The sequence below is a fragment of the Kosakonia sp. 1610 genome (assembly GCF_050435845.1).
In the GTDB taxonomy this organism is placed as follows: domain Bacteria; phylum Pseudomonadota; class Gammaproteobacteria; order Enterobacterales; family Enterobacteriaceae; genus Kosakonia; species Kosakonia cowanii.
Window position 1 is genome coordinate 45,774 of the sequence record NZ_JBNDKZ010000003.1, and the last position, 22,590, is coordinate 68,363.

22 protein-coding genes and 3 tRNA genes are annotated in these 22,590 nt (G+C 56.5%); 14 read left to right on the top strand and 11 right to left on the bottom strand.

Annotated elements, in window-relative coordinates; translation table 11 throughout:
* Positions 1-139: 139 nt before the first annotated feature.
* Positions 140-496 (top strand): DUF4156 domain-containing protein, encoded by a 357-nt coding sequence (locus tag ABIC80_RS10840; protein ID WP_429177085.1) that lies wholly within the window; start codon positions 140-142, stop codon positions 494-496.
* A 319-nt stretch (positions 497-815) separates the two neighbouring features.
* The gene (locus ABIC80_RS10845; protein ID WP_305207011.1) at positions 816-2,459 is read left to right on the top strand and encodes a methyl-accepting chemotaxis protein; all 1,644 of its coding nucleotides are present in this window, start codon (positions 816-818) and stop codon (positions 2,457-2,459) included.
* A gap of 78 nt (positions 2,460-2,537) precedes the next feature.
* Here ABIC80_RS10845 and epmB read toward each other — a convergent pair whose 3' ends face one another.
* A complete protein-coding gene (gene epmB / locus ABIC80_RS10850; protein WP_429177088.1) occupies positions 2,538-3,566 on the bottom strand; it encodes an EF-P beta-lysylation protein EpmB in 1,029 nt (342 codons plus the stop codon).
* 41 nt (positions 3,567-3,607) lie between these two features.
* Between epmB and efp the strand changes: the two genes are divergently transcribed.
* From efp to ecnB, 3 genes are all read left to right on the top strand, one after another.
* Entirely contained in the window at positions 3,608-4,174 is a 567-nt protein-coding gene (gene efp / locus ABIC80_RS10855) for an elongation factor P (protein ID WP_076769010.1), read from the top strand.
* 57 nt (positions 4,175-4,231) lie between these two features.
* On the top strand, positions 4,232-4,363 hold the full coding sequence (locus ABIC80_RS10860; protein ID WP_042718504.1) for an entericidin A/B family lipoprotein: 132 nt from the start codon (positions 4,232-4,234) through the stop codon (positions 4,361-4,363).
* Positions 4,364-4,471: 108 nt separating this feature from the next.
* Positions 4,472-4,618 (top strand): lipoprotein toxin entericidin B, encoded by a 147-nt coding sequence (ecnB, locus tag ABIC80_RS10865; protein ID WP_023478333.1) that lies wholly within the window; start codon positions 4,472-4,474, stop codon positions 4,616-4,618.
* A gap of 29 nt (positions 4,619-4,647) precedes the next feature.
* Here the strand turns inward: ecnB and ABIC80_RS10870 are convergent, their stop codons facing one another.
* Positions 4,648-5,247 carry a helix-turn-helix transcriptional regulator gene (locus ABIC80_RS10870; RefSeq protein ID WP_429177091.1) on the bottom strand — a complete coding sequence of 200 codons (600 nt, stop codon included), beginning with the start codon at positions 5,245-5,247 and terminating at the stop codon, positions 4,648-4,650.
* A gap of 266 nt (positions 5,248-5,513) precedes the next feature.
* Between ABIC80_RS10870 and sugE the strand changes: the two genes are divergently transcribed.
* Positions 5,514-5,831, top strand: coding sequence for a quaternary ammonium compound efflux SMR transporter SugE (gene sugE / locus ABIC80_RS10875; protein WP_023478475.1), 318 nt, complete (start codon positions 5,514-5,516; stop codon positions 5,829-5,831).
* Here the strand turns inward: sugE and ABIC80_RS10880 are convergent.
* The 5 genes from ABIC80_RS10880 to frdA form a co-directional block, all read right to left on the bottom strand.
* A complete protein-coding gene (locus ABIC80_RS10880; RefSeq protein WP_042718507.1) occupies positions 5,828-6,358 on the bottom strand; it encodes a lipocalin family protein in 531 nt (176 codons plus the stop codon). The genes sugE and ABIC80_RS10880 overlap by 4 nt on opposite strands.
* Before the next feature lie 83 nt (positions 6,359-6,441).
* Complete coding sequence (gene frdD, locus ABIC80_RS10885; protein WP_094419183.1) at positions 6,442-6,801, bottom strand: fumarate reductase subunit FrdD; 360 nt, start codon at positions 6,799-6,801, stop codon at positions 6,442-6,444.
* 10 nt (positions 6,802-6,811) lie between these two features.
* Positions 6,812-7,207: a fumarate reductase subunit FrdC gene (gene frdC, locus ABIC80_RS10890; protein WP_242388396.1), complete on the bottom strand. Its 396-nt coding sequence runs from the start codon at positions 7,205-7,207 to the stop codon at positions 6,812-6,814.
* A gap of 10 nt (positions 7,208-7,217) precedes the next feature.
* Complete coding sequence (locus ABIC80_RS10895; protein ID WP_054803043.1) at positions 7,218-7,952, bottom strand: succinate dehydrogenase/fumarate reductase iron-sulfur subunit; 735 nt, start codon at positions 7,950-7,952, stop codon at positions 7,218-7,220.
* Complete coding sequence (gene frdA, locus ABIC80_RS10900; RefSeq protein ID WP_023478379.1) at positions 7,945-9,735, bottom strand: fumarate reductase (quinol) flavoprotein subunit; 1,791 nt, start codon at positions 9,733-9,735, stop codon at positions 7,945-7,947. Before frdA ends, ABIC80_RS10895 begins: the two co-directional genes overlap by 8 nt.
* Before the next feature lie 307 nt (positions 9,736-10,042).
* Here frdA and epmA point away from each other — a divergent pair, with 307 nt between their 5' ends.
* Positions 10,043-11,020: an elongation factor P--(R)-beta-lysine ligase gene (gene epmA / locus ABIC80_RS10905; RefSeq protein WP_346439928.1), complete on the top strand. Its 978-nt coding sequence runs from the start codon at positions 10,043-10,045 to the stop codon at positions 11,018-11,020.
* 87 nt (positions 11,021-11,107) lie between these two features.
* On the opposite strand, the gene mscM is transcribed toward epmA, so the two are convergent.
* The 3 genes from mscM to rsgA form a co-directional block, all read right to left on the bottom strand.
* The gene (mscM, locus tag ABIC80_RS10910; RefSeq protein ID WP_429177094.1) at positions 11,108-14,440 is read right to left on the bottom strand and encodes a miniconductance mechanosensitive channel MscM; all 3,333 of its coding nucleotides are present in this window, start codon (positions 14,438-14,440) and stop codon (positions 11,108-11,110) included.
* A gap of 22 nt (positions 14,441-14,462) precedes the next feature.
* Entirely contained in the window at positions 14,463-15,434 is a 972-nt protein-coding gene (asd, locus tag ABIC80_RS10915; protein WP_429177096.1) for an archaetidylserine decarboxylase, read from the bottom strand.
* A 98-nt stretch (positions 15,435-15,532) separates the two neighbouring features.
* Complete coding sequence (gene rsgA, locus ABIC80_RS10920) at positions 15,533-16,588, bottom strand: small ribosomal subunit biogenesis GTPase RsgA (RefSeq protein WP_429177099.1); 1,056 nt, start codon at positions 16,586-16,588, stop codon at positions 15,533-15,535.
* A 94-nt stretch (positions 16,589-16,682) separates the two neighbouring features.
* On the opposite strand from rsgA, the gene orn reads away from it, so the two are divergent.
* The 4 genes from orn to ABIC80_RS10940 all read left to right on the top strand — a co-directional run bounded on the left by orn (position 16,683) and on the right by ABIC80_RS10940 (position 17,845).
* Complete coding sequence (gene orn / locus ABIC80_RS10925) at positions 16,683-17,228, top strand: oligoribonuclease (protein WP_023478488.1); 546 nt, start codon at positions 16,683-16,685, stop codon at positions 17,226-17,228.
* Positions 17,229-17,482: 254 nt separating this feature from the next.
* Positions 17,483-17,558 (top strand) — tRNA-Gly (locus ABIC80_RS10930).
* Between the two features lie 63 nt (positions 17,559-17,621).
* Positions 17,622-17,697: transfer RNA gene (locus ABIC80_RS10935), tRNA-Gly, on the top strand.
* Between the two features lie 72 nt (positions 17,698-17,769).
* Positions 17,770-17,845, top strand: a tRNA-Gly gene (locus ABIC80_RS10940).
* Between the two features lie 269 nt (positions 17,846-18,114).
* Here ABIC80_RS10940 and queG read toward each other — a convergent pair.
* Positions 18,115-19,254: a tRNA epoxyqueuosine(34) reductase QueG gene (queG, locus tag ABIC80_RS10945; protein WP_312278934.1), complete on the bottom strand. Its 1,140-nt coding sequence runs from the start codon at positions 19,252-19,254 to the stop codon at positions 18,115-18,117.
* Between the two features lie 14 nt (positions 19,255-19,268).
* Here queG and nnr point away from each other — a divergent pair, with 14 nt between their 5' ends.
* The 3 genes from nnr to amiB are packed head-to-tail and all read left to right on the top strand — an operon-like array spanning position 19,269 to position 22,579.
* The gene (gene nnr / locus ABIC80_RS10950; protein WP_429177101.1) at positions 19,269-20,780 is read left to right on the top strand and encodes a bifunctional ADP-dependent NAD(P)H-hydrate dehydratase/NAD(P)H-hydrate epimerase; all 1,512 of its coding nucleotides are present in this window, start codon (positions 19,269-19,271) and stop codon (positions 20,778-20,780) included.
* A complete protein-coding gene (gene tsaE, locus ABIC80_RS10955) occupies positions 20,773-21,234 on the top strand; it encodes a tRNA (adenosine(37)-N6)-threonylcarbamoyltransferase complex ATPase subunit type 1 TsaE (RefSeq protein ID WP_042716066.1) in 462 nt (153 codons plus the stop codon). The genes nnr and tsaE overlap by 8 nt, the downstream gene beginning before the upstream one ends.
* Positions 21,235-21,250: 16 nt before the next feature.
* The gene (gene amiB / locus ABIC80_RS10960; protein ID WP_313161903.1) at positions 21,251-22,579 is read left to right on the top strand and encodes an N-acetylmuramoyl-L-alanine amidase AmiB; all 1,329 of its coding nucleotides are present in this window, start codon (positions 21,251-21,253) and stop codon (positions 22,577-22,579) included.
* Positions 22,580-22,590: the final 11 nt, after the last annotated feature.

Below are 22,590 nucleotides of genomic sequence, written 5' to 3' on the forward strand. Positions count from 1 at the left end.
CGTAACTGGCGGGGCTTTTTGGCAATTTTCCGCTGATTTATCTGAGCTGCGATGGCGGCGTTTTTCTTTTAGTCATCTTTTTAGTATAAGGTTTAGACACGGACGAACCGCGTCCAGCTCATTGATTACGGGGAATAACATGTCGGTAAAATATTTGGCGGGAATGGTTGGCGCAGCGTTTCTGTTGGCGGGTTGCAGCAGCAGCAGCAATGATCTCACCGCAGGCGGCCAGAACGTGCGTTTTGTGGAAGATAAGCCCGCCGCGCAGTGCAAGTATCTTGGCACCGCCAGCGGCAAGCAGAGCAACTGGCTCTCTGGCCAGCACGGCGAAGAGGGCGGCTCAATGCGCGGCGCGGCAAATGCTCTGCGCAACCAGGCTGCCGCTATGGGCGGTAACGTGCTCTATAACGTAAGCAGCCCGACGCAGGGCGTGCTGTCGAGCTTTGTGCCGACCGCCAGCGAAATGAACGCCCAGGTTTACAAATGCCCTAACTGATCCTTTCCCTTCTGCCCGCCAGCGATGGCGGGCGCGCTGCAATAGCTACTATTTTCCCGCACTCTGTTATTTATTCCCTGCTTGTAAATAAGAGGATTATAATTTTCCTGCTAATTAAATCTCGCCTCTCTGAATATTAAGTTTTCTTAATCTTGGTGCGTTTTTTAATTATATGTTCCTCGTTTTTGTCTTTTTTTAAAAAAAGAGGATATATCGCGATAAAGTAATATTTTCCGCTGCCGATACTCACTTCAGGACAAAACGCGAAGGAGTGTGAAAAAACAATATTATTTCTTGCATGAAGTGTCGGGAGTTACCAATGAATATTACAAAGAGATTGTTACTGGCTTTCTCGTTATTGATTTTAAGCCTTATCGGCACAAACCTGATTGCGATATTTTCCTTATCGAAACTGGGTGAGTCGCAAACGAACTTTAAAGAAAATACCTTACCCAGCCTCGACATGATGAACAAAGAGATGCTGAAAGTGCTGACAATACGTGGCCAGCTCTTCGTTCACGGTCTGACTGAAGAACCTGCCGGGATGGCGGAAATCAAACAGAACGCATTAAAGTTGTATGACGACGTTTACGCCATGCACCAGGGTTACATTAAAGATCTCGTTTCCGATCAACACGATCAAGAACTGTCAAATAAAACGCTGGGCGATTTAGAAAAGTTTCGCGCAGTGATGGATCAATTTTTTAAAGTCTCAGAAAGTAATGACCGTGCTGCCATTATTCAGGCGATGCGTAAAGGCGGGCCGGTTGCCGACAGTATTGCCATATTAATTAACGACTTTACCGAACAGGTTGCTTATAACGGCAAGCTGGTAAATGACGCCGTCTCTGCTAACTCCAGCTTAATTAACCGCTCGATGGTTTTATCCATTTCCGCCACGCTGGTCGCGACGCTGGTTCTCGGTCTGTTTGGTCTCTTTACCGTGCTTAACATCAAGCGTCGTCTTAACGATATGCGCGATGGCATGGAAAATATCAGCGAGAAACTGGATCTGAGCCAGGCGCTGACAACCGGGCGGATGGATGAGATTGGCCGTGCGGTCGCCGCGTTTAACCTGCTGGTTGAGCGTGTCTCTGAATCGCTGAAGATGGTGCGCGCCGCCTCAAGCTCGGTTAACACGGCAGCGAATGAGATTGCGTTAGGCAATAACGAACTCTCAGCACGTACCGAACAACAGTCGGCAGCAGTTGTTGAAACGGCCGCCAGTATGGAAGAGCTGAGCTCGACGGTGAAACAGAACGCCGAGAACGCTCATCAGGCGAGCCAACTGGCGATTACCGCTTCCGATACCGCTGCACAGGGCGGCACCGTGGTCAGCGTGGCGGTAAACCGCATGAAAGACATTATGGAGAGCTCAAAACGCATCTCTGAAATCACCTCGGTGATTAACGGCATCGCCTTCCAGACCAACATCCTCGCGCTGAACGCGGCGGTAGAAGCGGCAAGGGCAGGGGATCAGGGTCGCGGCTTTGCGGTGGTAGCGGGTGAAGTTCGTTCGTTGGCCCAGCGCAGCGCGCAGGCAGCCAAAGAGATTGAAACCTTAATCAGCGAATCGGTGAACTATGTGCAGGAGGGTTCCCGTCAGGTTGACCTGGCTGGTGAAACCATGAGCGGCATCGTTAACTCCGTGATGCAGGTGAAGGATTTGATGCAGGAGATCGCCGCCGCCTCTGATGAGCAGAACCGTGGCATCGGTCAGATTGCGCAGGCGATGTCTGAAATGGATACCACGACTCAGCAGAACGCCTCGCTGGTACAGGAGTCCTCGGCGGCAGCGGGTAGCCTTGAAGAGCAGGCCACGAAACTGCAGCAGCTGGTGGATGTGTTCCGTTTACCGGGCCAGCAGCCGGCTCGCGCCAGCGCCAGCACCGTGAAAGCACCCGTACAGCGTGCGCGTCTGGCACCTGCCGGCGCCGCCGATGAGGGCTGGGAGACCTTTTAAAGTTCCGACACGCGCTTGTATCCCGTGCAAGCGCTTTTTTCACGGTCGCGTTGCGTATTTCGCGACCGTGCTTTTTTTTTACTGTTGACGCAGTTGTAGATCCAGCGGCGTTTTACTCGGCTCACCGCCAATCTCCCGCGCCAGCTTCGGCACCATATACCCCGACACCAGCGTCAGCAGCTCACGCACAATCTCCCGCGCCGTTTCATCACTCACCATAAAGTGCGCCGCGCCCTCTACCCGATCCAGCACATGCAGATAGTAAGGCAGCACGCCCGCGTCGAATAAGGCGTTGCTGAGATCCGCCAGCGTCTGCGCATTGTCATTTACGCCGCGCAGCAGCACGCTCTGGTTGAGCAGCGTGACACCCGCCTGGCGCAGTTGCGCCATTGCCGCGCGGAAATCGTCGCCAATCTCCTGCGCGTGGTTGATATGGTTCACCAGCAAAATTTGCAGCGAGGAGCGGGCAAAACGGGCCACCAGCGTATCGGTGATACGCGTCGGGATCACAATCGGTAAGCGGCTATGAATGCGCAGGCGCTTAAGGTGTGGAATAGCTTCCAGCTGCGCGATCAACCACTCAAGCTCGTGATCTTTGGCCATCAGCGGATCGCCGCCGGAAAAAATGATCTCATCCAGCTCCGGGTGCGCGGCCATATAGTCCAGCGCGCCCTGCCAGTTCCGCTTGTTGCCCTGATTATCGGCATACGGGAAGTGGCGACGGAAACAGTAGCGACAATTTACCGCACAGCCGCCCTTGACCAGCAGCAGCGCGCGGTTGCGGTATTTGTGCAGCAGACCTGGCACTACGCTGCTCTGCTCATCCAGCGGATCGGTGCTGTAACCCGGTGCGGTGATAAACTCTTCGCTGGTGGTAAGTACCTGACGCAGAAGCGGATCGTTAACATCGCCTTTGCGCATGCGCGCGACAAACGCCCGCGGCACCCGTAGCGGGAAAAGCCGCTTTGCTTCGCGTCCGCGCAGCAGGGCTTCATCAGGTTCTATATTTAAAATATGTAGCAGTTCATCGGGATCGGTGATTACATCGGCAAGTTGCAATAACCAATCTTCTCTGGAAGGGGATTTTAGGGTTACAATGTGTGCCATTTTTTTGGCTAAGCTACCAGTTAACAATTTCAGAGGGCCTTATGGCGACTTACTATAGCAACGATTTTCGTGCCGGTCTTAAAATCATGATGGACGGCGAACCGTACGCGGTTGAGGCCAGCGAATTCGTGAAACCGGGCAAAGGCCAGGCGTTCGCACGCGTTAAACTGCGTCGTCTGCTGACCGGTACCCGCGTTGAGAAAACCTTCAAGTCTACCGACTCGGCTGAAGGCGCGGACGTTATTGATATGAACCTGACTTACCTCTACAACGACGGTGAGTTCTGGCACTTCATGAACAACGAAACTTTTGAGCAGCTCTCTGCTGATAAAAAAGCGATTGGCGACAGCGAAAAATGGCTGCTGGATCAGGCCGAGTGCATCGTGACGCTGTGGAACGGCCAGCCGATCTCCGTCACGCCGCCGAACTTCGTTGAACTGGAAATCGTTGATACCGATCCAGGCCTGAAAGGTGATACCGCAGGTACCGGCGGCAAACCGGCTACCCTGAGCACCGGCGCTGTGGTTAAAGTGCCGCTGTTCGTACAGGTTGGCGAAGTGATCAAAGTTGATACCCGCTCCGGCGAATATGTATCTCGCGTGAAGTAATGCGCGCAACCGCGGCGTAGCGCTCTGCTGCGTCGCGGGTTCGTTGAGGCCCGGATAATGAAACGTCTCGCAAAACTCCTCTCACTGCTGCTTATCAGCTGCGCACTGCTCGCAGGCTGCAATACCGCGCGCGGTATCGGCGAAGATGTGCAGACGCTCGGTCATATCATTTCGCACGCCGCCAGCTAATCACTTCCTTTCGTCTTAAAAATCCGCTTTTTTCCCGTCGCTTTTCGGGAATTTGTCTATGCTTAAGTGGCTATACACAAACGATATTGACAATAAAAGGAAGATATTATGGTTAAGAAGACATTTGTTGCGATCTTTTCTGTACTGGTTCTTTCATCCGTGCTGACGGCGTGTAACACCACCCGTGGCGTCGGCGAAGATATCTCCGATGGCGGTAGCGCAATTTCTGGCGCTGCGACCAAAGCACAACAGTGATGACTGCCGGTACGGCCTGTGCCGTACCGTTAGTTTGCCTCTGGTAGTGACAAAAACGGCGTAAAGCGGTTTCCCATCCCCAATTTCATGCGAATGTTTCTTTTGTAGGTATAAACGGTTTTCCCGTTGATCCTCATGTTTGCTGCGATTGCTGCGTTATCTCTGCCTTCCATCCACAGGGTTAATACTTTCTCTTCCTGACGCGTTAGTAGCGGCGTCACGACTCGCCGTGACTGCCTGACCGGGCGCGCCTGCATCATGTTATCAATGGCCTGCGCCACTTTTTCCAGCGGATCCGTCTTTTGCAGGATCGCCGCAATCGGAAATTGCGCGCAAAACGCCGACAGCTGTGTGTCGTGGCCCGACTCCAGCAGCATCACCTGGCAGGATGCGCCGCATACCGAGAAGAGCGAAGCAAGTTGTTGAATATGATGAATTTCATCTTTAAAACTGTGTAAATCAATAATCACCAGATCCGGCTGCCACTGGACAATATGCTCTTTCGCCAGCATCAAATTATGCAGAGCGGTGACAAGGAAAGCGGCGGGAAACAGATCGGTTTGATTGAGCCAGGATTCCATCCCTGAACGGGTGAAGTAACAGCGGTCAATCACAAGCATTTTGAACATATTTTTCTTCGCAGTCAGAGTAGGGCGCACGGCTTCCTGAATCCAGGAAAGCGATTCATCATATTCGCTGGATATGATGAATAAATGCCTGAATTCCGCTGCGAAGAGGGGCTATTTCTTGCTTTAACTTCCTGAAACTGAATGGGGGTTTGTGGGGTTGAAATCCTCAGGTAAAGAAGGGAAAATCTGACACTCAACACCTGGCTGGCGGGACGACCCGACAGCGTCACTTATTATTCGGGGACGGCCCCGTACTGGAGCCAACCATGTCCTGGTTTATTCTCGTCATCGCCGGTCTTCTTGAAGTCGTCTGGGCTATCGGCCTGAAATATACCCACGGTTTTACCCGCATCACTCCCAGCATTATTACCGTCGTGGCGATGCTTATTAGCGTCGTGCTGCTTTCATGGGCAATGAAAACCCTGCCGGTCGGCACCGCCTATGCGGTCTGGACCGGCATTGGCGCCGTTGGCGCGGCCATCGCCGGGATTGTATTGCTCGGCGAGTCCGCAAGCCTGGCGCGTATCGTTAGCCTCTGTCTGATTGTGGCCGGAATTATTGGCTTAAAAATCAGCGCCCATTAATGGGGCTGATCGACCCAGATTAGCTTGTTCACTTCGAAGCCCTGACGGGTCGCGTCTGCCAGCATCTTCTCTTTCACCTCGGGCGAAATGGTCGGGGTGCGGGAGAGGATCCACAGGTAGTCGCGATCCGGGCCGCAAATCAGCGCATGGCGATACTCTTTATCCAGCGAGATGATGTTGTAGCCGCCATAGAACGGGCCAAAGAATGAGACCTTCAGTGACGCAGTGCGCGGGTCGCCGGTGAAGTAGGCTTTGCCGACCGACTCCTGCCATTTGCCGCGATCCGGGTTATAACCCCGGTTGACAACGGTTAAGCCGCCATCGTCGCGCAGGCTGTAGGTCGCGGTGACGCGCTCCAGACCACGCTCAAAGCGGTGATCGAAGCGGGCAATCTCGTACCATTTCCCTAAGTAGCGTTGCGTATCGAAATTCTGCACCACGGTAACGCCTTTTGGCGGTGTGGGTGTGCTGCAGGCCGTGACTAAAAAAGCAGCGGTGACCGCTGCGAAGATAGGCAGTAAACGCATGGTATTCTCCCTCCTGGCTTTTACGTAAGTGTAGAAGATGGCGGGAAATTTGCTCTCCTGCGCATGCAGGAGAGCGTCATGTTTTACAGGAAAATTACGCCAACTAACGCAACGACACTAATAATCGCCGCGAGGCCGTAGAAAATCCATTTACCGTTGGGCAGATGCACTTTCAAATCGTGCATCATATGGTGGATACGGTGCAGACCGCACCAGACCGGCAGCACAATCATCAGGAAGAGAAAAGCGCGGCCAATGAAGCTCTGGGCAAAGGCGATAACGCGCTCATAGCTCAGCGCCTCGCCGGGGAAGAGACCGAGCGGCAGCAGCAGGCCGACCAGCAGGATCATCACCGGCGCGAAGATGGCGCTCCACATACCGCCTGCGCCAAACAGCCCCCAGAACATCGGTTCGTCAGAACGTTTTGGATTCGGGTTAATCATCATCAATTCCTCACCAGAACAGGGCGATAAACAGCACAACCACCGTTACCACGGCAGCCACCACCCAGAGCCCTTTTATCACCGGCTCTGGCCCCATTTTTTCGCCCTTCACAATGATCAGCGACGCTTTCGGTGCCAGATCGAACCAGGTTTTGGTATGCAGCAGCGCCGCCGCCAGCGCGATCAGGTTGAGCAGCAGCGCCACCGGGTTTTGCAGGAAAGCGACAAAGCCCATCCAGCTCTCCGGCCCGTTTTTCAGCGCGAAAAGGCCATACAGCAGCTCCAGGCTGAACCAGACCGCCGGGATCGCCGTCCCTTCGCGCAGCATATAGAAGCGATAAAACGGCAGGGTTTTCCACCAGCTTGACGGCATGGGGCGAACCCAGGCCTTACGTTTAGTCGTCATCATGCACTCCTTAGCGAGGTTTCAGGGTGGCGATAAGAAAGTCTTTCGAACTCTCAATCTTGCCCTGCTGAATGGCGGCGGCCGGGTCGACGTGCTTCGGACACACTTCCGAGCAGTAGCCGACAAACGTACAACTCCACACGCCGTTCTGGCCGTTGAGTTGCGCCATGCGCTCTTGTTTGCCGTGGTCGCGGCTGTCGAGGTTATAGCGGTGCGCCAGCGTAATCGCCGCCGGGCCGATAAACTCCGGATTGAGGCCAAACTGCGGGCAGGCGGCATAGCAGAGGCCGCAGTTGATGCAGCCGGAGAACTGGTGATACTTCGCCATCTGCGCCGGGGTCTGTTTGCCCGGTCCCTGATCCGGCGTGCGCGTATTGCCGATGATATAGGGCTTAATCGCCTCAAGGCTCTCGATAAAGTGGGTCATATCGACCACCAGATCGCGCTCGATCGGGAAGTTCGCCAGCGCCTCGACTTTCAACCCTTTGGTGTAGTCGCGCAGGAAGGTTTTGCAGGCCAGCTTCGGCACTTTGTTGACCATCATGCCGCAAGAGCCGCAAATCGCCATCCGGCACGACCAGCGGTAGCTGAGATCTGGCGCGAGGTTATCTTTGATATAGCCCAGCGCATCGAGCAGCGAGGTGGCTTCATCGTAAGGCACGTCGTAGAAGGCGCTGTGCGGCGCGTTGTCGACCTCCGGGTTATAGCGCACCACTTCAATCTTCAGGTTCTTCATCTCAGACATTGTTCGTCTCCTTCTTCTCACCCGACTCCGCTTCTGCCCCATAGACGCGTTTCGCCGGTGGCAGCGTGGTGATTTTCACGTCGCTGTACTCGAGGCGGGTTGTACCGTCCGCTTCGCGGAACGCGAGCGTATGTTTGAGGAAGTTAACGTCATCGCGCTCGGTGCAGCCTTCGTCGAGACGCTGATGGGCACCGCGCGACTCTTTGCGCGCCAGCGCGGAGTGAGCCATACATTCAGCAACGTTCAGGCCGTGGCCCAGCTCAAGGGTGTAGAGAATATCGGTGTTGAAGACGCTGGAGGTGTCGGTGATGCGTACCCGTTTGAAGCGCTCCTGCAACTCGGCGAGCTTATCGACGGTTTTCTGCATCAGCTCTGGCGTACGGTAAATGCCGCAGCCCTCTTCCATCGATTCACCCATCTCATCGCGGATTTTCGCCCAGCTCTCGGTGCCGTTCTGATTCACCAGCGCCTTCAGACGCTGTTCAACATCGGCGGCCTGAGCGTTGAGCGCATCGTCATTTGCCGGGCTGGCAGTTGAAGCGCGTTCAACGGCCTGTTCACCCGCCAGGCGGCCAAAGACCACCAGTTCCGCCAGTGAGTTAGAGCCAAGGCGGTTAGCGCCGTGCAGGCCGACCGAGGAGCACTCACCGACGGCAAACAGCCCGGCGATGCGCGATTCGCAGTTCTGATCCGTCTCAATGCCGCCCATGGTGTAGTGCGCGGTCGGGCGCACCGGGATCGGCTCTTTGATCGGATCGACGCCGACATAGGCTTTTGCCAGCTCGCAAATAAAGGGCAGGCGCTCTTTGATCTTCTTCTCGCCAAGGTGGCGCAGATCGAGATGCACCACATCGCCGCGCGGTGTGGAGATGGTGTTGCCTTTGCGCCACTCGTGCCAGAAGGCCTGCGACACTTTGTCGCGCGGGCCAAGCTCCATATATTTGTTTTTCGGCTCGCCGAGCGGCGTTTCCGGCCCCATGCCGTAATCCTGAAGATAGCGATAGCCGTTTTTATTCACCAGGATACCGCCTTCGCCGCGGCAGCCCTCCGTCATCAGAATGCCGGAGCCGGGCAGGCCGGTCGGGTGATACTGCACAAACTCCATATCGCGCAGCGGCACGCCGTGCGACAGCGCCATCCCCATACCGTCGCCGGTAACGATGCCGCCGTTGGTGTTATAGCGGTAAACGCGGCCTGCGCCGCCGGTGGCCATTACCACCGCATTGGCGCGGATCTGAATCAGCGTGCCTTCCATCATGTTCATCGCGACCAGGCCGCGCGCGTGGTTGTCATCCACCAGGATATCGAGCACGAAGTGTTCGTCGAAACGCTGAATTTGCGGGAACTGCAACGAGGTTTGAAACAGCGTATGCAGCATGTGGAAGCCGGTTTTATCGGCAGCGAACCAGGTGCGCTCGATCTTCATGCCGCCAAAGCGACGCACGTTGACCGTGCCGTCTTCGCGGCGGCTCCACGGGCAGCCCCACTGTTCAAGCTGGGTCATCTCCGTGGGGCAGTGATGGACAAAGTAGTCGACGACATCCTGTTCGCAAAGCCAGTCACCACCCGCCACGGTATCGTGGAAATGGTATTCGAAGCTGTCATGATCCTGGGCGACGGCGGCGGAACCGCCCTCGGCGGCAACGGTGTGGCTGCGCATGGGATAGACTTTTGAAATCAGTGCGATTTTAGCGTTGGGATGGGCCTGCGCCGCGGCAATCGCGGTACGTAATCCTGCTCCGCCTGCGCCAATCACAGCGATATCGGCTTGAAAGGTTTGCACGACATTCCTCCAGATTATTGTTGTTCCGCAACGATAAGCCAGGTGCGCTTGCCTTCATTACGGAAGAGGTCCACTGCTCCTTTTGGGGTAGCGGGCAGTATATCCGTATTGACTGAGGGGAAATTTGACGTGTTCGAGTGTTTTGCTGTTCTTCGGCGTGATACGGCTTCCAGCTTGATCGATATCATCTCTAAATAGCTCATATCTATTTATTGACGAGGGCTATGAAAATTATTTGTGCAAAATTTGTCTAACCAGATCGATGCGGGTAGACTTCGTGCCCTTGTTAGAAATCGGAGAAAGAACCATGAGCGAGACGGCAACCTGGCAGCCGAGCGCATCCATCCCCAACTTACTGAAACGCGCGGCAATTATGGCGGAAATTCGCCGTTTCTTTGCCGACCGCGGCGTACTGGAGGTGGAGACGCCCTGTATGAGTCAGGCAACGGTGACCGATGTGCATCTGGTCCCGTTTGAAACCCGTTTTGTTGGCCCCGGCCACTCTCAGGGCCTCAATCTCTATCTGATGACCAGCCCCGAATACCATATGAAGCGCCTGCTGGCCGCGGGCTGTGGCCCGGTTTTCCAGCTCTGCCGCAGCTTCCGTAATGAAGAGATGGGGCGTCATCACAACCCTGAATTCACCATGCTCGAATGGTATCGTCCGCACTATGACATGTACCGTTTGATGAATGAGGTGGATGATTTGCTGCAACAGGTGCTCGAGTGCCCGGCAGCAGAATCACTCTCCTATCAGCAGGCGTTCCAGCGCTATCTGGAGGTCGATCCGCTTTCGGCGGATAAAGGCCAGTTGCGTGAAGTGGCGGCGAAGCTGGATCTGAGCAATATTGCCGATACGGAAGAGGATCGCGACACCCTGCTGCAACTGCTGTTCACCATGGGCGTGGAGCCGCAGATCGGTAAAGATCGTCCGACCTTTGTTTACCACTTCCCGGCAAGCCAGGCGGCGCTGGCGCAAATCAGCACCGAAGATCACCGCGTCGCGGAGCGGTTTGAGGTTTACTTCAAAGGCATTGAGCTGGCGAACGGCTTCCATGAGCTGACCGACGCCCGCGAGCAGCAGCAGCGCTTTGAGCAGGATAACCGCAAGCGCGCCGCGCGCGGATTGCCGCAGCAGCCGGTGGATGTCAATTTGCTGGAAGCGTTAAAAGCGGGCCTGCCGGACTGCTCCGGCGTTGCGCTGGGTGTTGACCGCCTGGTGATGCTGGCGCTGCAGACTGAAACGCTGGCAGAAGTGATGGCGTTTAGCGTCGACCGGGCATAACTCCCCGTTTGTGCCGGGTGGCCGCTACGCCTTACCCGGCCTGAAGAGTAACCCCTCCGCAGGCCGGATAAGCCGGCACTCAAAGAGTTACAGGCTGCCCGCCGGGCGGCTACTTCTCCCCGCTGAAGACAGCGTTTTGGCCGCGCGTTTACCGTCGAGGCTCTCAAGGCGCATCTGGAACGGCGGGAAGGGCAGATCGATGCCGTGTTCACGGAAGCCCGCCAGAATAAGCTGGTGGATTTCGTGGCGCAGCGGCATGCGATGGCCCATCTCAGCCGCGTAGATGCGCAGCTCAAACAGCTGCAGCCCGTGCTGCAAATCGACCAGGAACACTTCCGGTGGCGGGTTATCAATCACCAGCGAACAGCGCTCAGCAGCGGTGTAAAGGATCTGTGTCACCTCTTCGCTGTTGGCATCGACCGGCGCGGGCACTGTTAACACCACACGCGTGACGGAGTCCGAGAGCGACCAGTTAATAAACTGCTCGGTGATAAAGGCCTTATTCGGCACGATGATCTCTTTGCGATCCCAGTCGCTGATGGTGGTAGCGCGGGTATTGATCTTGGTAATGCTGCCGGTCAAATCGCGGATCGTTACCGTATCGCCGATACGGATCGGTTTCTCAAACAGAATGATCAGGCCTGAGATAAAGTTGGCGAAGATCTCCTGTAGACCAAACCCGAGACCAACACCGAGCGCGGCCACCAGCCACTGCAACTTCGACCACTCAATACCAATCATCGAGAAGCCCACCAGCCCGCCAAACAGCATCAGCAGATATTTGGTGATAGTGGTGATGGCGTAACCTGTCCCCGGCGTCAGCTCAAGGTGCTGCAACAGCGCCAGCTCAAGCAAAGCAGGAAGGTTGCGCACCAGCTGGGTGGTGATAATAAACACCAGGATGGCAATCAGCACCGCGCCGAGGGTAATCGGCTCCAGGCTCTCGACGCCCTGTACCGTTGAGGTGACATCCCACAGCGGAATGTTCTCAAGGAAGCCAAAGGCAGAGTGGATCTCAGACCAGAGGAAAATCACCGACAGCAGGGCGATAAGCATCAGGATCGAGCGCACCAGGCGCAGGGACTGCACGCTGATGGCGTCGAGATCGACCTCCTGCTCATCAATTTCGGCAGTGCCTTCGGTGCTGAGCTGATGGGCGGCATCTTCTTCGCCGCGTGCGCGCTGCGCGAGTATTTCCGCGCGGCGGTGGCGTGCGCGCTCGAAGGCCAGACGGCGACGCTGGATAAACATCCAACGGCGAATAATGTGATAAACCACCAGCAGCAGGAACCAGATAGCAACGGAGGTTTCCAGCCTTGCCAGCAGCGCCTGCGCGGTTGCCAGATAACCGACCGCGGCGGCAAGAATCGCCGACAGCGGGGCGCAGAGCAGCAGGTTCCACAGCAGGTGGTTAGCCATATTGTCGCCGTTGCCGCTCTTATCGACATACAGCGGAATACCGGCGCGTTTCAGGCTGAGAGTGACAATCGCCAACGCACCGCAAATCAGGATAAAGCAGAGCCGCCCGAGCGAGCCGGAGAATTCCCGGTCGTTCAGGTTATCGAACATAATCAGCGCCATGATCAGCGGCACGATAAAGCCGATGCTCATCAGGTAGTAACGTAACCCGCGCGCCACGCGGTTTCGCGGCCAGCCGAAGTGGACGACAAACAGCCCGGTTGGCCGGGCGAAGGTCGCACAGATCATCACTGCCCACAGCAGCGGCACGGTGGCGGTGACGCCATCGCCAATTGCTACCGCCAGCGGATAGGGCCACGCCTCCTGCAAACAGTAACCGAGCGTTGCCCACAGCACCGGCAGCGGTGACGCCACCAGAATGGACCAGAAGACGGTGCGCATGGTGAGCCAGAAGTGATCCTGGGTCACTTTGCCCACGCGGGCGCTGGAGCGCTCCAGGAAGCGGGTGAAGTGGCGACGTGAGTAAATACTCACCCCCACCAGAATCAGCGCGCCAAACAGCGGGAAGAGCGTCTCTTTGCTGGTCAGCACCATCGCGCTGGCCTTGCCGAGCTGGCTGATGGTGTTCAGCGACAGCAGGCGGCGCAGATCCTGCACGATCTCAAGCGGCCAGGAGAAGCCCATCGGGCTGACATCCGCCGTCCAGAAGAGGTAACGGTGAGTCGCCTCATTCACCTCTTTTAACGCATCTTCAAGCTGGCTATTGGAAACTTTGAGTTTGGTCAGCTCCAGAATCAGCGTATCGCCGCCCTGCAACAGCGAATTGAGCAGTTCGCGCTGCGTGCGTAGCTGGGCTTCGAGAATACGGTTTTGCTCAGCGGTCAGAACCTTGCCATCCGCCTGGCGAATCTGTCGCAGCTGCGGCTGCTTGTTGAGCAGATCTTCATAACGCATGCGGTGCACGCGCAGCTGCGCCATTTCGGTATCCAGCTGCTGCGGTTTCGGCATCTCCGGCAGACGAGCCACCTGCGCGCGCAGCGCTTCGCCGAGCATATTCGATGCGCCGAGCCACTGAGACTGCTCGCGCAGGGTATTGAGCGCCTGACGCACCTGGAGCGTTTGCCCGGTTGCCTGGCGCTGCTGCGAAGCGACAAGATCCATGCGCTGCGCCTGCTGGTTCAGCGCCTGTGAGAGTTCACGGTTGATACGGAACTGCTCGACGATACTGGCGGGCAGGTTCGCACTGTTCTCCGCCAGCATCTCCGTGCTCTCCAGCGCCTGCTCGGCTTCGCGCTGACGCTGGCTGTTGAGTTGGTTACGCAGTGCCTGCAGATAAGCATCCAGCCGCTCGCTCTGCTTTTGCGCCAGCTCTGAGCGCATACGCGCCAGCTCCTGGCGGTTATTGGCTGAAAGCTGCGCCAGCTCTAATTCATCAACCACTGCTTTCAGCTTTGCCGACTCTGCCTGGGCGGCAAAATTTTGCGCCTGGGCAAGCGCCGAGTTGCTGGTTTGCGCCCCGAGGCGACGCTCCACTTCCGTTACCTGGCGGCGGGCGTCGGTTTGCTGCTGGGGAAGCTGGCTTAAGGAGTCGCTGATCTCCCGTGCGCGCTCCTGCTCCTGCTGCGCCTGGCGCGTCTTCTCCAGCAGCTGGCTGCTGACTTGCAGGATCTCCTGGTTGAGCGCATCGCTGCTCATGCCGGGTGACACAGAAGGGGGATCGTCGCGCAGATTATCGAGCTGGGCGCGAAGGGTGCGGGAAAGTTTGGGGAAGTTGTCGATCACGTCCTGATACTGCTGGGCGCGTTCAAGGGAGCCTTTACGCTCATCCAGGGCGTTCAACGCGCCTTGTAATGTCTCTACAATTTCCGCCTGGTCCGGCGTGTTTTTCGCCGCTTTGGCTTGCTCCAGCTCCTGGGCAATTTGACGGGCATCGGGAGCCGTTGCGGCAACGGCTCCCTGGCTGAGGCACCAGGCCATCAGAAAAGCGATAATCAGGCGCACTGCAGTCTCCCTGGGGTGAGGCTTAAACGTCTTCTTTAGTGTCGTCAACCAGCGGGTTGGCGTCATGTTCCGCTTTAATTTCTTCTTCCGCCAGCGGTGCAGGCTCCTGCGCATCAACCGGGACAAACGGCTCGGTGGAGAGCGCCAGCGGCTGGCCGATTTTGGTCACGGAGAGGCTGCGTAAGGCGTCAACCAGCTGCACTTTACCCGGCGCAAACAGGTTGATAACGGTAGAACCGAGCTTAAAGCGGCCCATCTCCTGGCCCTTCAGCAGCGCGACCGCGCCTTCGCTTTCACCTTGCGGGAAGGTCCAGCGTTTAATGATCCCTTCGCGCGGCGGCGTGACGGTGCCTGCCCAGACGGTTTCGATGCTGCCAACAATGGTCGCGCCGACAAGAATTTGCGCCATCGGGCCAAACTCAGTGTCGAACAGGCAGATAACGCGCTCGTTACGGGCGAAGAGGTTAGGTACGTTCTGCGCCGTTAAGTGGTTAACGGAGAAGAGGTCGCCCGGGACATAGATCATTTCACGCAGGATGCCGTTGCACGGCATATGCACGCGGTGGTAGTCGCGCGGTGAAAGATAGGTGGTGACAAAGCTACCGTTACGGAACAGATCCGCCATCAGGTAGTTGCCTGCCAGCAGCGCTTCGAGGCTGTAGTTATGGCCTTTAGCCTGCAGGATTTTGTCATTGTCGATAGCGCCAAGCTGGCTGATTACACCATCTGCTGGCATGACCAGCACGTTCGGATCGGTATTGAGCGGGCGCACCTCGTCGCGCAGCGGGCGCACGAAGAATTCGTTAAAAGAGCGGTAGCTGGCGGTATCCGGCTTCTGCGCCTCTTTCATATCGACCTTGTAGTATTTCACGAACAGATCGATAACCAGTTTGGTCAGCCAGCCTGCACGTTTGCTTGCGCCCCAGCCCGCCAGGCGAGTGAGCCACAGTTTCGGCAGAATGTATTGAAGCGAAAGTTTGAATGAGTTTAACAAGGTAGCCTCCAGGCCATTGTTTACTGTCGTTCCTGACCCGACGCGCGGCGTCGGAGTCTTAAAATGGGGGACGATTCTAACGACGCTTAGCTTAGTTGTCAGTCATCTGATTCAGAAAAGCTTTTACGCGTCTTTACCTGCGACATGCTTTCGAGAATGCGGTGATAATTTTCGAAGCGGCTCTCCGCAATTTTGCCGTTCTCTACCGCTTCGCGGATCGCACAACCGGGATCGGTATCGTGCTTGCAGTCGCGATATTTGCAGTGACCGAGATAATCATGGAATTCGACAAAACCGTGGGTGATTTGTTCCGGTTCGAGATGCCAGAGGCCAAACTCGCGCACGCCCGGAGAATCAATCACATCGCCGCCCTGCGGGAAGTGGTAGAGGCGTGCGGCGGTGGTGGTGTGCTGGCCCAAACCTGAAACGTCAGAGACGTCATTAGTGAGGATCTGCTCCTCGTTGAGGCCGAGCAGCGCATTAAGCAGGCTCGATTTGCCGACGCCGGACTGGCCAGCAAAGATGCTGATGCGATCGGTCAATGCTGCGATCAGCGGATCAAGGCCATCTTTCGCATGGCTGGAGACCATCAATACGCGGTAGCCAATATGACGATAGATATCCATCTGCTCGTTAACGAACGCCAGGCCCTCTTCATCGAGCAGGTCGGTTTTATTCATCACCAGCAGCGGTTCAACGTCCAGCGCTTCGCAGGCCACCAGATAGCGGTCGATAATGTTGAGTGAGAGTTCTGGCAGGATCGCCGAGACGATAACGATTTGATCGATATTGGCGGCGATAGGTTTAACGCCATCGTAGAAATCCGGGCGCGTCAGCACCGAGGTACGCTCGTGCACCGCTTCTACGATCCCTTTCACGTTGACGCCTTCTGCGGCCGCTTTGCCTGGCCGCCAGACCACGCGATCGCCGGTGACCAGCGAGCGGATAGTGCGGCGAATGTTGCAGCGATGCACGTCGCCGTCGGCGGATTCTACATCGGCATGCATACCAAAGCGGCTAATGACCACCCCTTCGGCCGTTTCGCCAAACAGGTTGTCATCGTAGTCGGGTTTCTCCGTCGAGGTTTTCAGTCGGCGCTCATGGTTCGCTTTAACGCGGCGCTGCTGTCCCTTGGAGAGTTTATTTTTACTCAATCGTGCTGGCTCCTGGTCGCCCCGGATGGGCAAAACCTCTATGATACACTCAATTCTGGATGAATATAGTGACGCGATAAGGGTGGAAAATAGCATGAGCGCAAATGAAAACAACCTCATTTGGATTGATCTCGAAATGACGGGCTTAGATCCCGAGCGCGATCGCATTATTGAGATCGCGACACTGGTGACCGACGCCAATCTCAATATCCTGGCGGAAGGGCCGGTAATGGCAGTGCATCAATCCGACGCGCAGCTGGCGTTGATGGATGAGTGGAACGTGCGAACCCACACCGGCAGCGGCCTGGTTGAACGCGTTAAAGCGAGCACCTTTGACGATCGCGCAGCAGAGCTGGCGACGATTGAGTTTCTGAAAGAGTGGGTACCGGCCGGTAAATCGCCCATTTGCGGCAACAGCATCGGCCAGGATCGCCGTTTCCTGTTTAAGTACATGCCGGAGCTGGAAGCCTACTTCCACTATCGCTATCTGGATGTCAGTACCCTGAAAGAGCTGGCGCGCCGCTGGAAACCGGAAGTTCTCACCGGCCTGAAAAAGCAGAATACTCACCAGGCGCTGGATGATATCCGCGAATCGGTGGCGGAGCTGGCTTACTACCGCGAACACTTTATTAAACTGTAAGCGTCTGCGTGCGCAGAGCCGATATGTCGTTTTCGGCTCTGCAAACCAGTGCTGGCGCGGTTTTGCTGCAAAAATGCGCGTTTTGTCGATTAAATCGGCAGTTAAACAAAAAAAACGAAAATTTGCTTTCAGGGGCTTGCAGCAGGAATGATTTCTCGTATAATGCGCCTCCCGTGAAGACACAGAAATGTGAAACACGGCATCACGAAATTTCAGCGGTTAAATGCTTTAACCTGTTGAAATAGCGCTGATAAGCGGGAATAGCTCAGTTGGTAGAGCACGACCTTGCCAAGGTCGGGGTCGCGAGTTCGAGTCTCGTTTCCCGCTCCAAATTTGAAATGCACCATCCAATTTACAGGCTTCGGTTTTTTGACACTGAACTCTGATAAATATGCGGGAATAGCTCAGTTGGTAGAGCACGACCTTGCCAAGGTCGGGGTCGCGAGTTCGAGTCTCGTTTCCCGCTCCAAATTTGAAATGCCGCAAGGCACGCACCATCCAGATTTACTGGTTCACGGCATCAGCCAGGCCAGATAAGTATGCGGGAATAGCTCAGTTGGTAGAGCACGACCTTGCCAAGGTCGGGGTCGCGAGTTCGAGTCTCGTTTCCCGCTCCAATCTTTCATCTCCAAAAAATTATCCACAGCGAAGAACCGCGCTGCGGGCGATTTCCTTTCGTGCTAAAAAAGTATTGTGAACAGAGTTATCCACAGGGCGAGCTTTGCTTAGCCGGATTTCTATTGCTTCGCTTATCAAATTATTTCTTTATAACTACCTGAATTATAAAATAAAAATAACATTTCAAAATGTTAACACGATCGCTTGACGAATTTGTTAACGTTGAAACGTAATGTGTTTTTTATTTTATTCACAAGCTGTGGATGGCTCAGGCATCGCGCGGCAGACCCTTTTCCACCACCCGCACCAGGCGCTGTTTTTGTGGCAGCTGTACCTCAACGACGCAGGCATTACGCTTCTCAATTTGCTGCGCAATCGCCCAGGCTATGTGCTCATCAAGAAGTGGGTGCTCACCCAGCCGCTGTTCGAGCGCCGCGATATTCGCCTCGTCCCACGGCGCATTGCCCAGCGCGACCGCAATATTGCGCAGCCAGCGCAGATGACCGATACGGCGAATAGCCGACCCCTCCGTGACTTTTAAAAAGTGCGCTTCACTCCAGGCGAACAATTCAACCAATGCTGGCGCGTGCAGGGCTTTGCGCGGGCTGAAATCCGCCTCATCCGTAAGCTGCGAGAAGCGGTTCCACGGGCAGATAAGCTGGCAGTCATCGCAACCGTAAATCCGGTTCCCGATAAGCGGGCGGAATTCCTCGGGGATCGCGCCCTCTAACTCAATGGTGAGATAGGAGATACAGCGACGCGCATCGACGGTATAGGGCTCGACAATCGCCCCGGTTGGGCAGATGGTCATACAGGCGACGCAGCGTCCGCATGCTTCCTCGACTGGTTGATCGACGGGCAGGGGGAGGTCAATCAGCAGTTCGCCGAGGAAGAAAAACGACCCCGCATCGCGGCTGAGAATAAGTGAGTGCTTACCTGTCCAGCCAAGCCCGGCTTTTTCCGCCAGCGGCCGCTCAAGAATGGGCGCAGAGTCGACAAACGGTCTAAAATTCAGCGAAGCACACTGCTGCTGGATCAGCTCGCCGAGCTTTTTAAGGCGGCTACGCAGCAGCTTATGATAATCGCGGCCCAGCGCGTAGCGGCTGACATAGCCGAGCGCCGGGTTTTTCAGCGTGCTGGCGAAGGCCGCGTTCGGCGGTAAATAGTTCATACGTACGCTGATAACGCGAAGCGTGCCGGGGAGAAGCTCATGGGGGCGGGCGCGCATCATACCGTGACGCGCCATCCACTCCATCTCGCCGTGATACTGCTTATCCAGCCACGCCTGCAGCTTCGGCTCGCTGGCGGTGAGATCGGTATCGGTAATACCGACCTGCTGAAAACCTAATTCAGTGCCCCACTGCTTGATTTGTTGCGCTAACTGATTGAGATCGAGGGGCTGTGACATGACGGACCATAGAGATGAAAAAAAACGCGGCAAGTATACCACACTCCATCTGGCCTGCTGGCGACCTGAAACGTCTCGAACAAGAGGCGGCCGACAGCCTTGGCATTACGTTATATGAATTGATGCTGCGCGCAGGCCAGGCCGCCTTCCAGCTGGCGCGGGATAACTTTCCCAATACAAAGCACTGGCTGGTGCTCTGCGGGCATGGCAATAACGGCGGCGATGGCTATGCGGTCGCGCGCCTTGCTGCCGCTGCGGGCATTGAGGTTACGCTCATCGCGATCGAGAGCGATAAACCGCTACCGGAAGAGGCGGCGCAGGCGCGTGAGGCCTGGCTTAATGCTGGCGGCACAATCCACGCCGAAGAGGCGCTCTGGCCTGAAGGCATTGATCTGATTATCGACGGCCTGCTCGGTACCGGACTGAGCAGCGCACCGCGCGACAACGTTGCGGCGCTGATTACGCGTGCCAACCAGCACGCTGCGCCGCGTATTTCTCTTGATATCCCCTCGGGTCTTAATGCGCAGACCGGCACGACACCCGGTGCCGTGATCCAGGCTCGCCACACCATCACTTTTATCGCCTTGAAACCGGGCCTGCTGACCGGCAAAGCGCGCGATGTGGTAGGGCAACTCCATCACCATGCGCTGGGCCTTGAGGCCTGGCTTGATGGGCAGCAGCCACCCCTTTCCCGTTTTGACGCCAGCCAACTTTCAGAATGGTTTACGCCGCGCCCGCCAACCTCCCATAAAGGGGATAATGGGCGACTGGTGATTATTGGCGGTGACCACGGTACGGCGGGTGCGATCCGCATGACGGGCGAAGCGGCTTTGCGCACCGGTGCTGGTTTAGTGCGTATTCTGACGCGGCGCGAGAACATTGCCCCCATCATCACCCAGCGGCCGGAGCTTATGGTTGATGAACTTACTCCAGAGTCCCTTGATGAGAGCCTCGAATGGGCCGACGTGGTGGTGATTGGCCCCGGCCTTGGGCAGCAGGAGTGGGGCAAAAAAGCCCTGCAAAAAGTGGAGAACTTCCGTAAACCGATGCTGTGGGATGCGGATGCGCTGAACCTTCTGGCAATCAACCCCGATAAACGTCACAATCGCGTATTGACGCCGCACCCCGGCGAAGCGGCGCGTCTGCTTAACTGCAGCGTGGCGGAAATTGAGAGTGATCGCTTACTTTCGGCACAGCGTCTGGTTAAACGCTATGCGGGCGTGGTAGTGCTGAAAGGCGCGGGCACGGTGGTGGCGAGCGCGGACGGCGAATGCGGTATTATTGATGCCGGAAATGCCGGAATGGGCAGCGGCGGCATGGGCGACGTGCTCTCTGGTATTATCGGCGCGCTGCTCGGACAGAAATTCAGTTTGTATGATGCTGCCTGTGCAGGCTGCGTCGCGCACGGCGCGGCGGCGGATCTGCGGGCAGCGCAGTATGGCCAGCGCGGCATGCTGGCTACCGATCTTTTTAGCACGCTGCTGCGTGTTGTTAACCCGGATGTAATTGATACAGAAAATGATTAATCGCGTGATTCCTTTACCTGATGAACAAGCCACCCTCGATCTCGGCCAGCGCGTGGCGCAAGCGTGCGCGGGCGCAACGGTGATCTATCTGTATGGCGATCTTGGTGCTGGCAAAACCACCTTTAGCCGCGGCTTCCTGCAGGCACTGGGTCACAACGGGAATGTAAAAAGCCCGACCTACACGCTGGTAGAGCCGTACGACCTCGATAAGCTGATGGTCTATCACTTCGATCTCTATCGGCTTGCCGATCCGGAAGAGCTGGAGTTTATGGGCATCCGCGACTATTTTGCCAACGACGCAATCTGCCTCGTCGAGTGGCCGCAGCAGGGCACAGGCGTATTGCCGGAGCCGGATATTGAAATCCATTTAGAGTATCAGGCGCAGGGGCGTGAGGCGCGCATTGGCGCGGTATCCTCATCGGGCGAATCGTTACTGGCGCGTATGGCTGGTTAACAGGAAAGGTGACGGGATGATCTCTCGCATAACAAGTTGGTTGGCGCTTACGCTGTTGATGCTCTGTTTCCAGGTTAACGCCGCGAGTTTAGCGGATATCCAGGTATCGAATGGCGAGAGCCAGGCACGTATCACCTTCAGTTTTATGGGCGATCCTGACTATGCGTTTAGCCAGCAGGGCAAGCGCAGCGTGGCGCTCGATATTAAGCAGACCGGCATTATTCAGGGGCTGCCGCTGCAGTTCAGCGGTAACAACCTGGTAAAGAGCATCCGTGCCGGGACGGCGAAGGATAACCAGTCGATCCGCCTGGTAGTCGACCTGACGCAAAACGGCAAAACCCGCGCGGTAAAACAGCAGAGCGGGGCAGGGTATACGGTGGTTTTCACCATCGATGCTGATGCACCACCTCCGCCTCCGCCGCCACCTGTGGTGGTGAAGCGTGCCGAGACGCCGGTTATGAGGCCGCAGCCGAGCGCACCTGCGCGCAACCCGTTTAAACCGGACAACGATCGCATCACCAGCGTGGTGAGCAGTAATACCACCACCCGGCCTGCCGCCCAGTCGCGCGCGGCCTCGGGCGACAAAGTAATTATCGCCATTGATGCTGGTCACGGCGGCCAGGATCCTGGCGCAATTGGCGCAGGCGGCACGCAGGAGAAGAGCGTGACGATTGCCATTGCCCGTAAGCTTCGCGCTTTGCTGAATGCCGACCCAATGTTCAAGCCAGTGATGACCCGCGACGGCGACTACTTTATTTCGGTAATGGGCCGTTCCGACGTGGCGCGTAAACAGAACGCCAACTTCCTGGTCTCAATTCATGCGGATGCCGCGCCGAACCGCGACGCGACGGGCGCCTCGGTGTGGGTGCTTTCAAACCGCCGCGCGAACAGCGAAATGGCAAGCTGGCTTGAGCAGCACGAGAAGCAGTCGGAACTGCTGGGCGGCGCGGGCGATGTGCTGGCTAACAGCCAGTCCGACCCTTATCTCAGCCAGGCGGTGCTTGATCTGCAATTCGGTCACTCCCAGCGTGTTGGCTATGATGTCGCCACCAATATGCTGAGCCAGCTTCAGCGCGTGGGCGCGCTGCATAAACGCCGCCCGGAGCATGCGAGCCTTGGCGTGCTGCGCTCGCCGGATATTCCCTCGGTGCTGGTGGAAACCGGGTTTATCAGCAATCGCAGCGAAGAGCGGCTGCTTGCCAGCGACGATTACCAACAGCAAATCGCAGCGGCCATTTATGGCGGTCTGCGTAACTACTTCCTTGCGCATCCTCTGCAATCAGCCCCGCAGGGCGGCGCGCAAATGGCGAACGCGGGCGCGCCCGCAGATGGTCTGCTTAACTAAGGATTCTTTTC

What these genes read in the sequence shown, in the direction of transcription:
- ABIC80_RS10840 (WP_429177085.1), top strand. Translation starts at nt 140, where the DNA reads ATGTCGGTAAAATATTTGGCGGGAATGGTTGGCGCAGCGTTTCTGTTG.
- ABIC80_RS10845 (WP_305207011.1), top strand. Translation starts at nt 816, where the DNA reads ATGAATATTACAAAGAGATTGTTACTGGCTTTCTCGTTATTGATTTTA.
- epmB (WP_429177088.1), bottom strand. Translation starts at nt 3,566, where the DNA reads ATGGCACACATTGTAACCCTAAAATCCCCTTCCAGAGAAGATTGGTTA.
- efp (WP_076769010.1), top strand. Translation starts at nt 3,608, where the DNA reads ATGGCGACTTACTATAGCAACGATTTTCGTGCCGGTCTTAAAATCATG.
- ABIC80_RS10860 (WP_042718504.1), top strand. Translation starts at nt 4,232, where the DNA reads ATGAAACGTCTCGCAAAACTCCTCTCACTGCTGCTTATCAGCTGCGCA.
- ecnB (WP_023478333.1), top strand. Translation starts at nt 4,472, where the DNA reads ATGGTTAAGAAGACATTTGTTGCGATCTTTTCTGTACTGGTTCTTTCA.
- ABIC80_RS10870 (WP_429177091.1), bottom strand. Translation starts at nt 5,247, where the DNA reads ATGTTCAAAATGCTTGTGATTGACCGCTGTTACTTCACCCGTTCAGGG.
- sugE (WP_023478475.1), top strand. Translation starts at nt 5,514, where the DNA reads ATGTCCTGGTTTATTCTCGTCATCGCCGGTCTTCTTGAAGTCGTCTGG.
- ABIC80_RS10880 (WP_042718507.1), bottom strand. Translation starts at nt 6,358, where the DNA reads ATGCGTTTACTGCCTATCTTCGCAGCGGTCACCGCTGCTTTTTTAGTC.
- frdD (WP_094419183.1), bottom strand. Translation starts at nt 6,801, where the DNA reads ATGATTAACCCGAATCCAAAACGTTCTGACGAACCGATGTTCTGGGGG.
- frdC (WP_242388396.1), bottom strand. Translation starts at nt 7,207, where the DNA reads ATGACGACTAAACGTAAGGCCTGGGTTCGCCCCATGCCGTCAAGCTGG.
- ABIC80_RS10895 (WP_054803043.1), bottom strand. Translation starts at nt 7,952, where the DNA reads ATGTCTGAGATGAAGAACCTGAAGATTGAAGTGGTGCGCTATAACCCG.
- epmA (WP_346439928.1), top strand. Translation starts at nt 10,043, where the DNA reads ATGAGCGAGACGGCAACCTGGCAGCCGAGCGCATCCATCCCCAACTTA.
- orn (WP_023478488.1), top strand. Translation starts at nt 16,683, where the DNA reads ATGAGCGCAAATGAAAACAACCTCATTTGGATTGATCTCGAAATGACG.
- queG (WP_312278934.1), bottom strand. Translation starts at nt 19,254, where the DNA reads ATGTCACAGCCCCTCGATCTCAATCAGTTAGCGCAACAAATCAAGCAG.
- nnr (WP_429177101.1), top strand. Translation starts at nt 19,269, where the DNA reads ATGAAAAAAAACGCGGCAAGTATACCACACTCCATCTGGCCTGCTGGC.
- tsaE (WP_042716066.1), top strand. Translation starts at nt 20,773, where the DNA reads ATGATTAATCGCGTGATTCCTTTACCTGATGAACAAGCCACCCTCGAT.
- amiB (WP_313161903.1), top strand. Translation starts at nt 21,251, where the DNA reads ATGATCTCTCGCATAACAAGTTGGTTGGCGCTTACGCTGTTGATGCTC.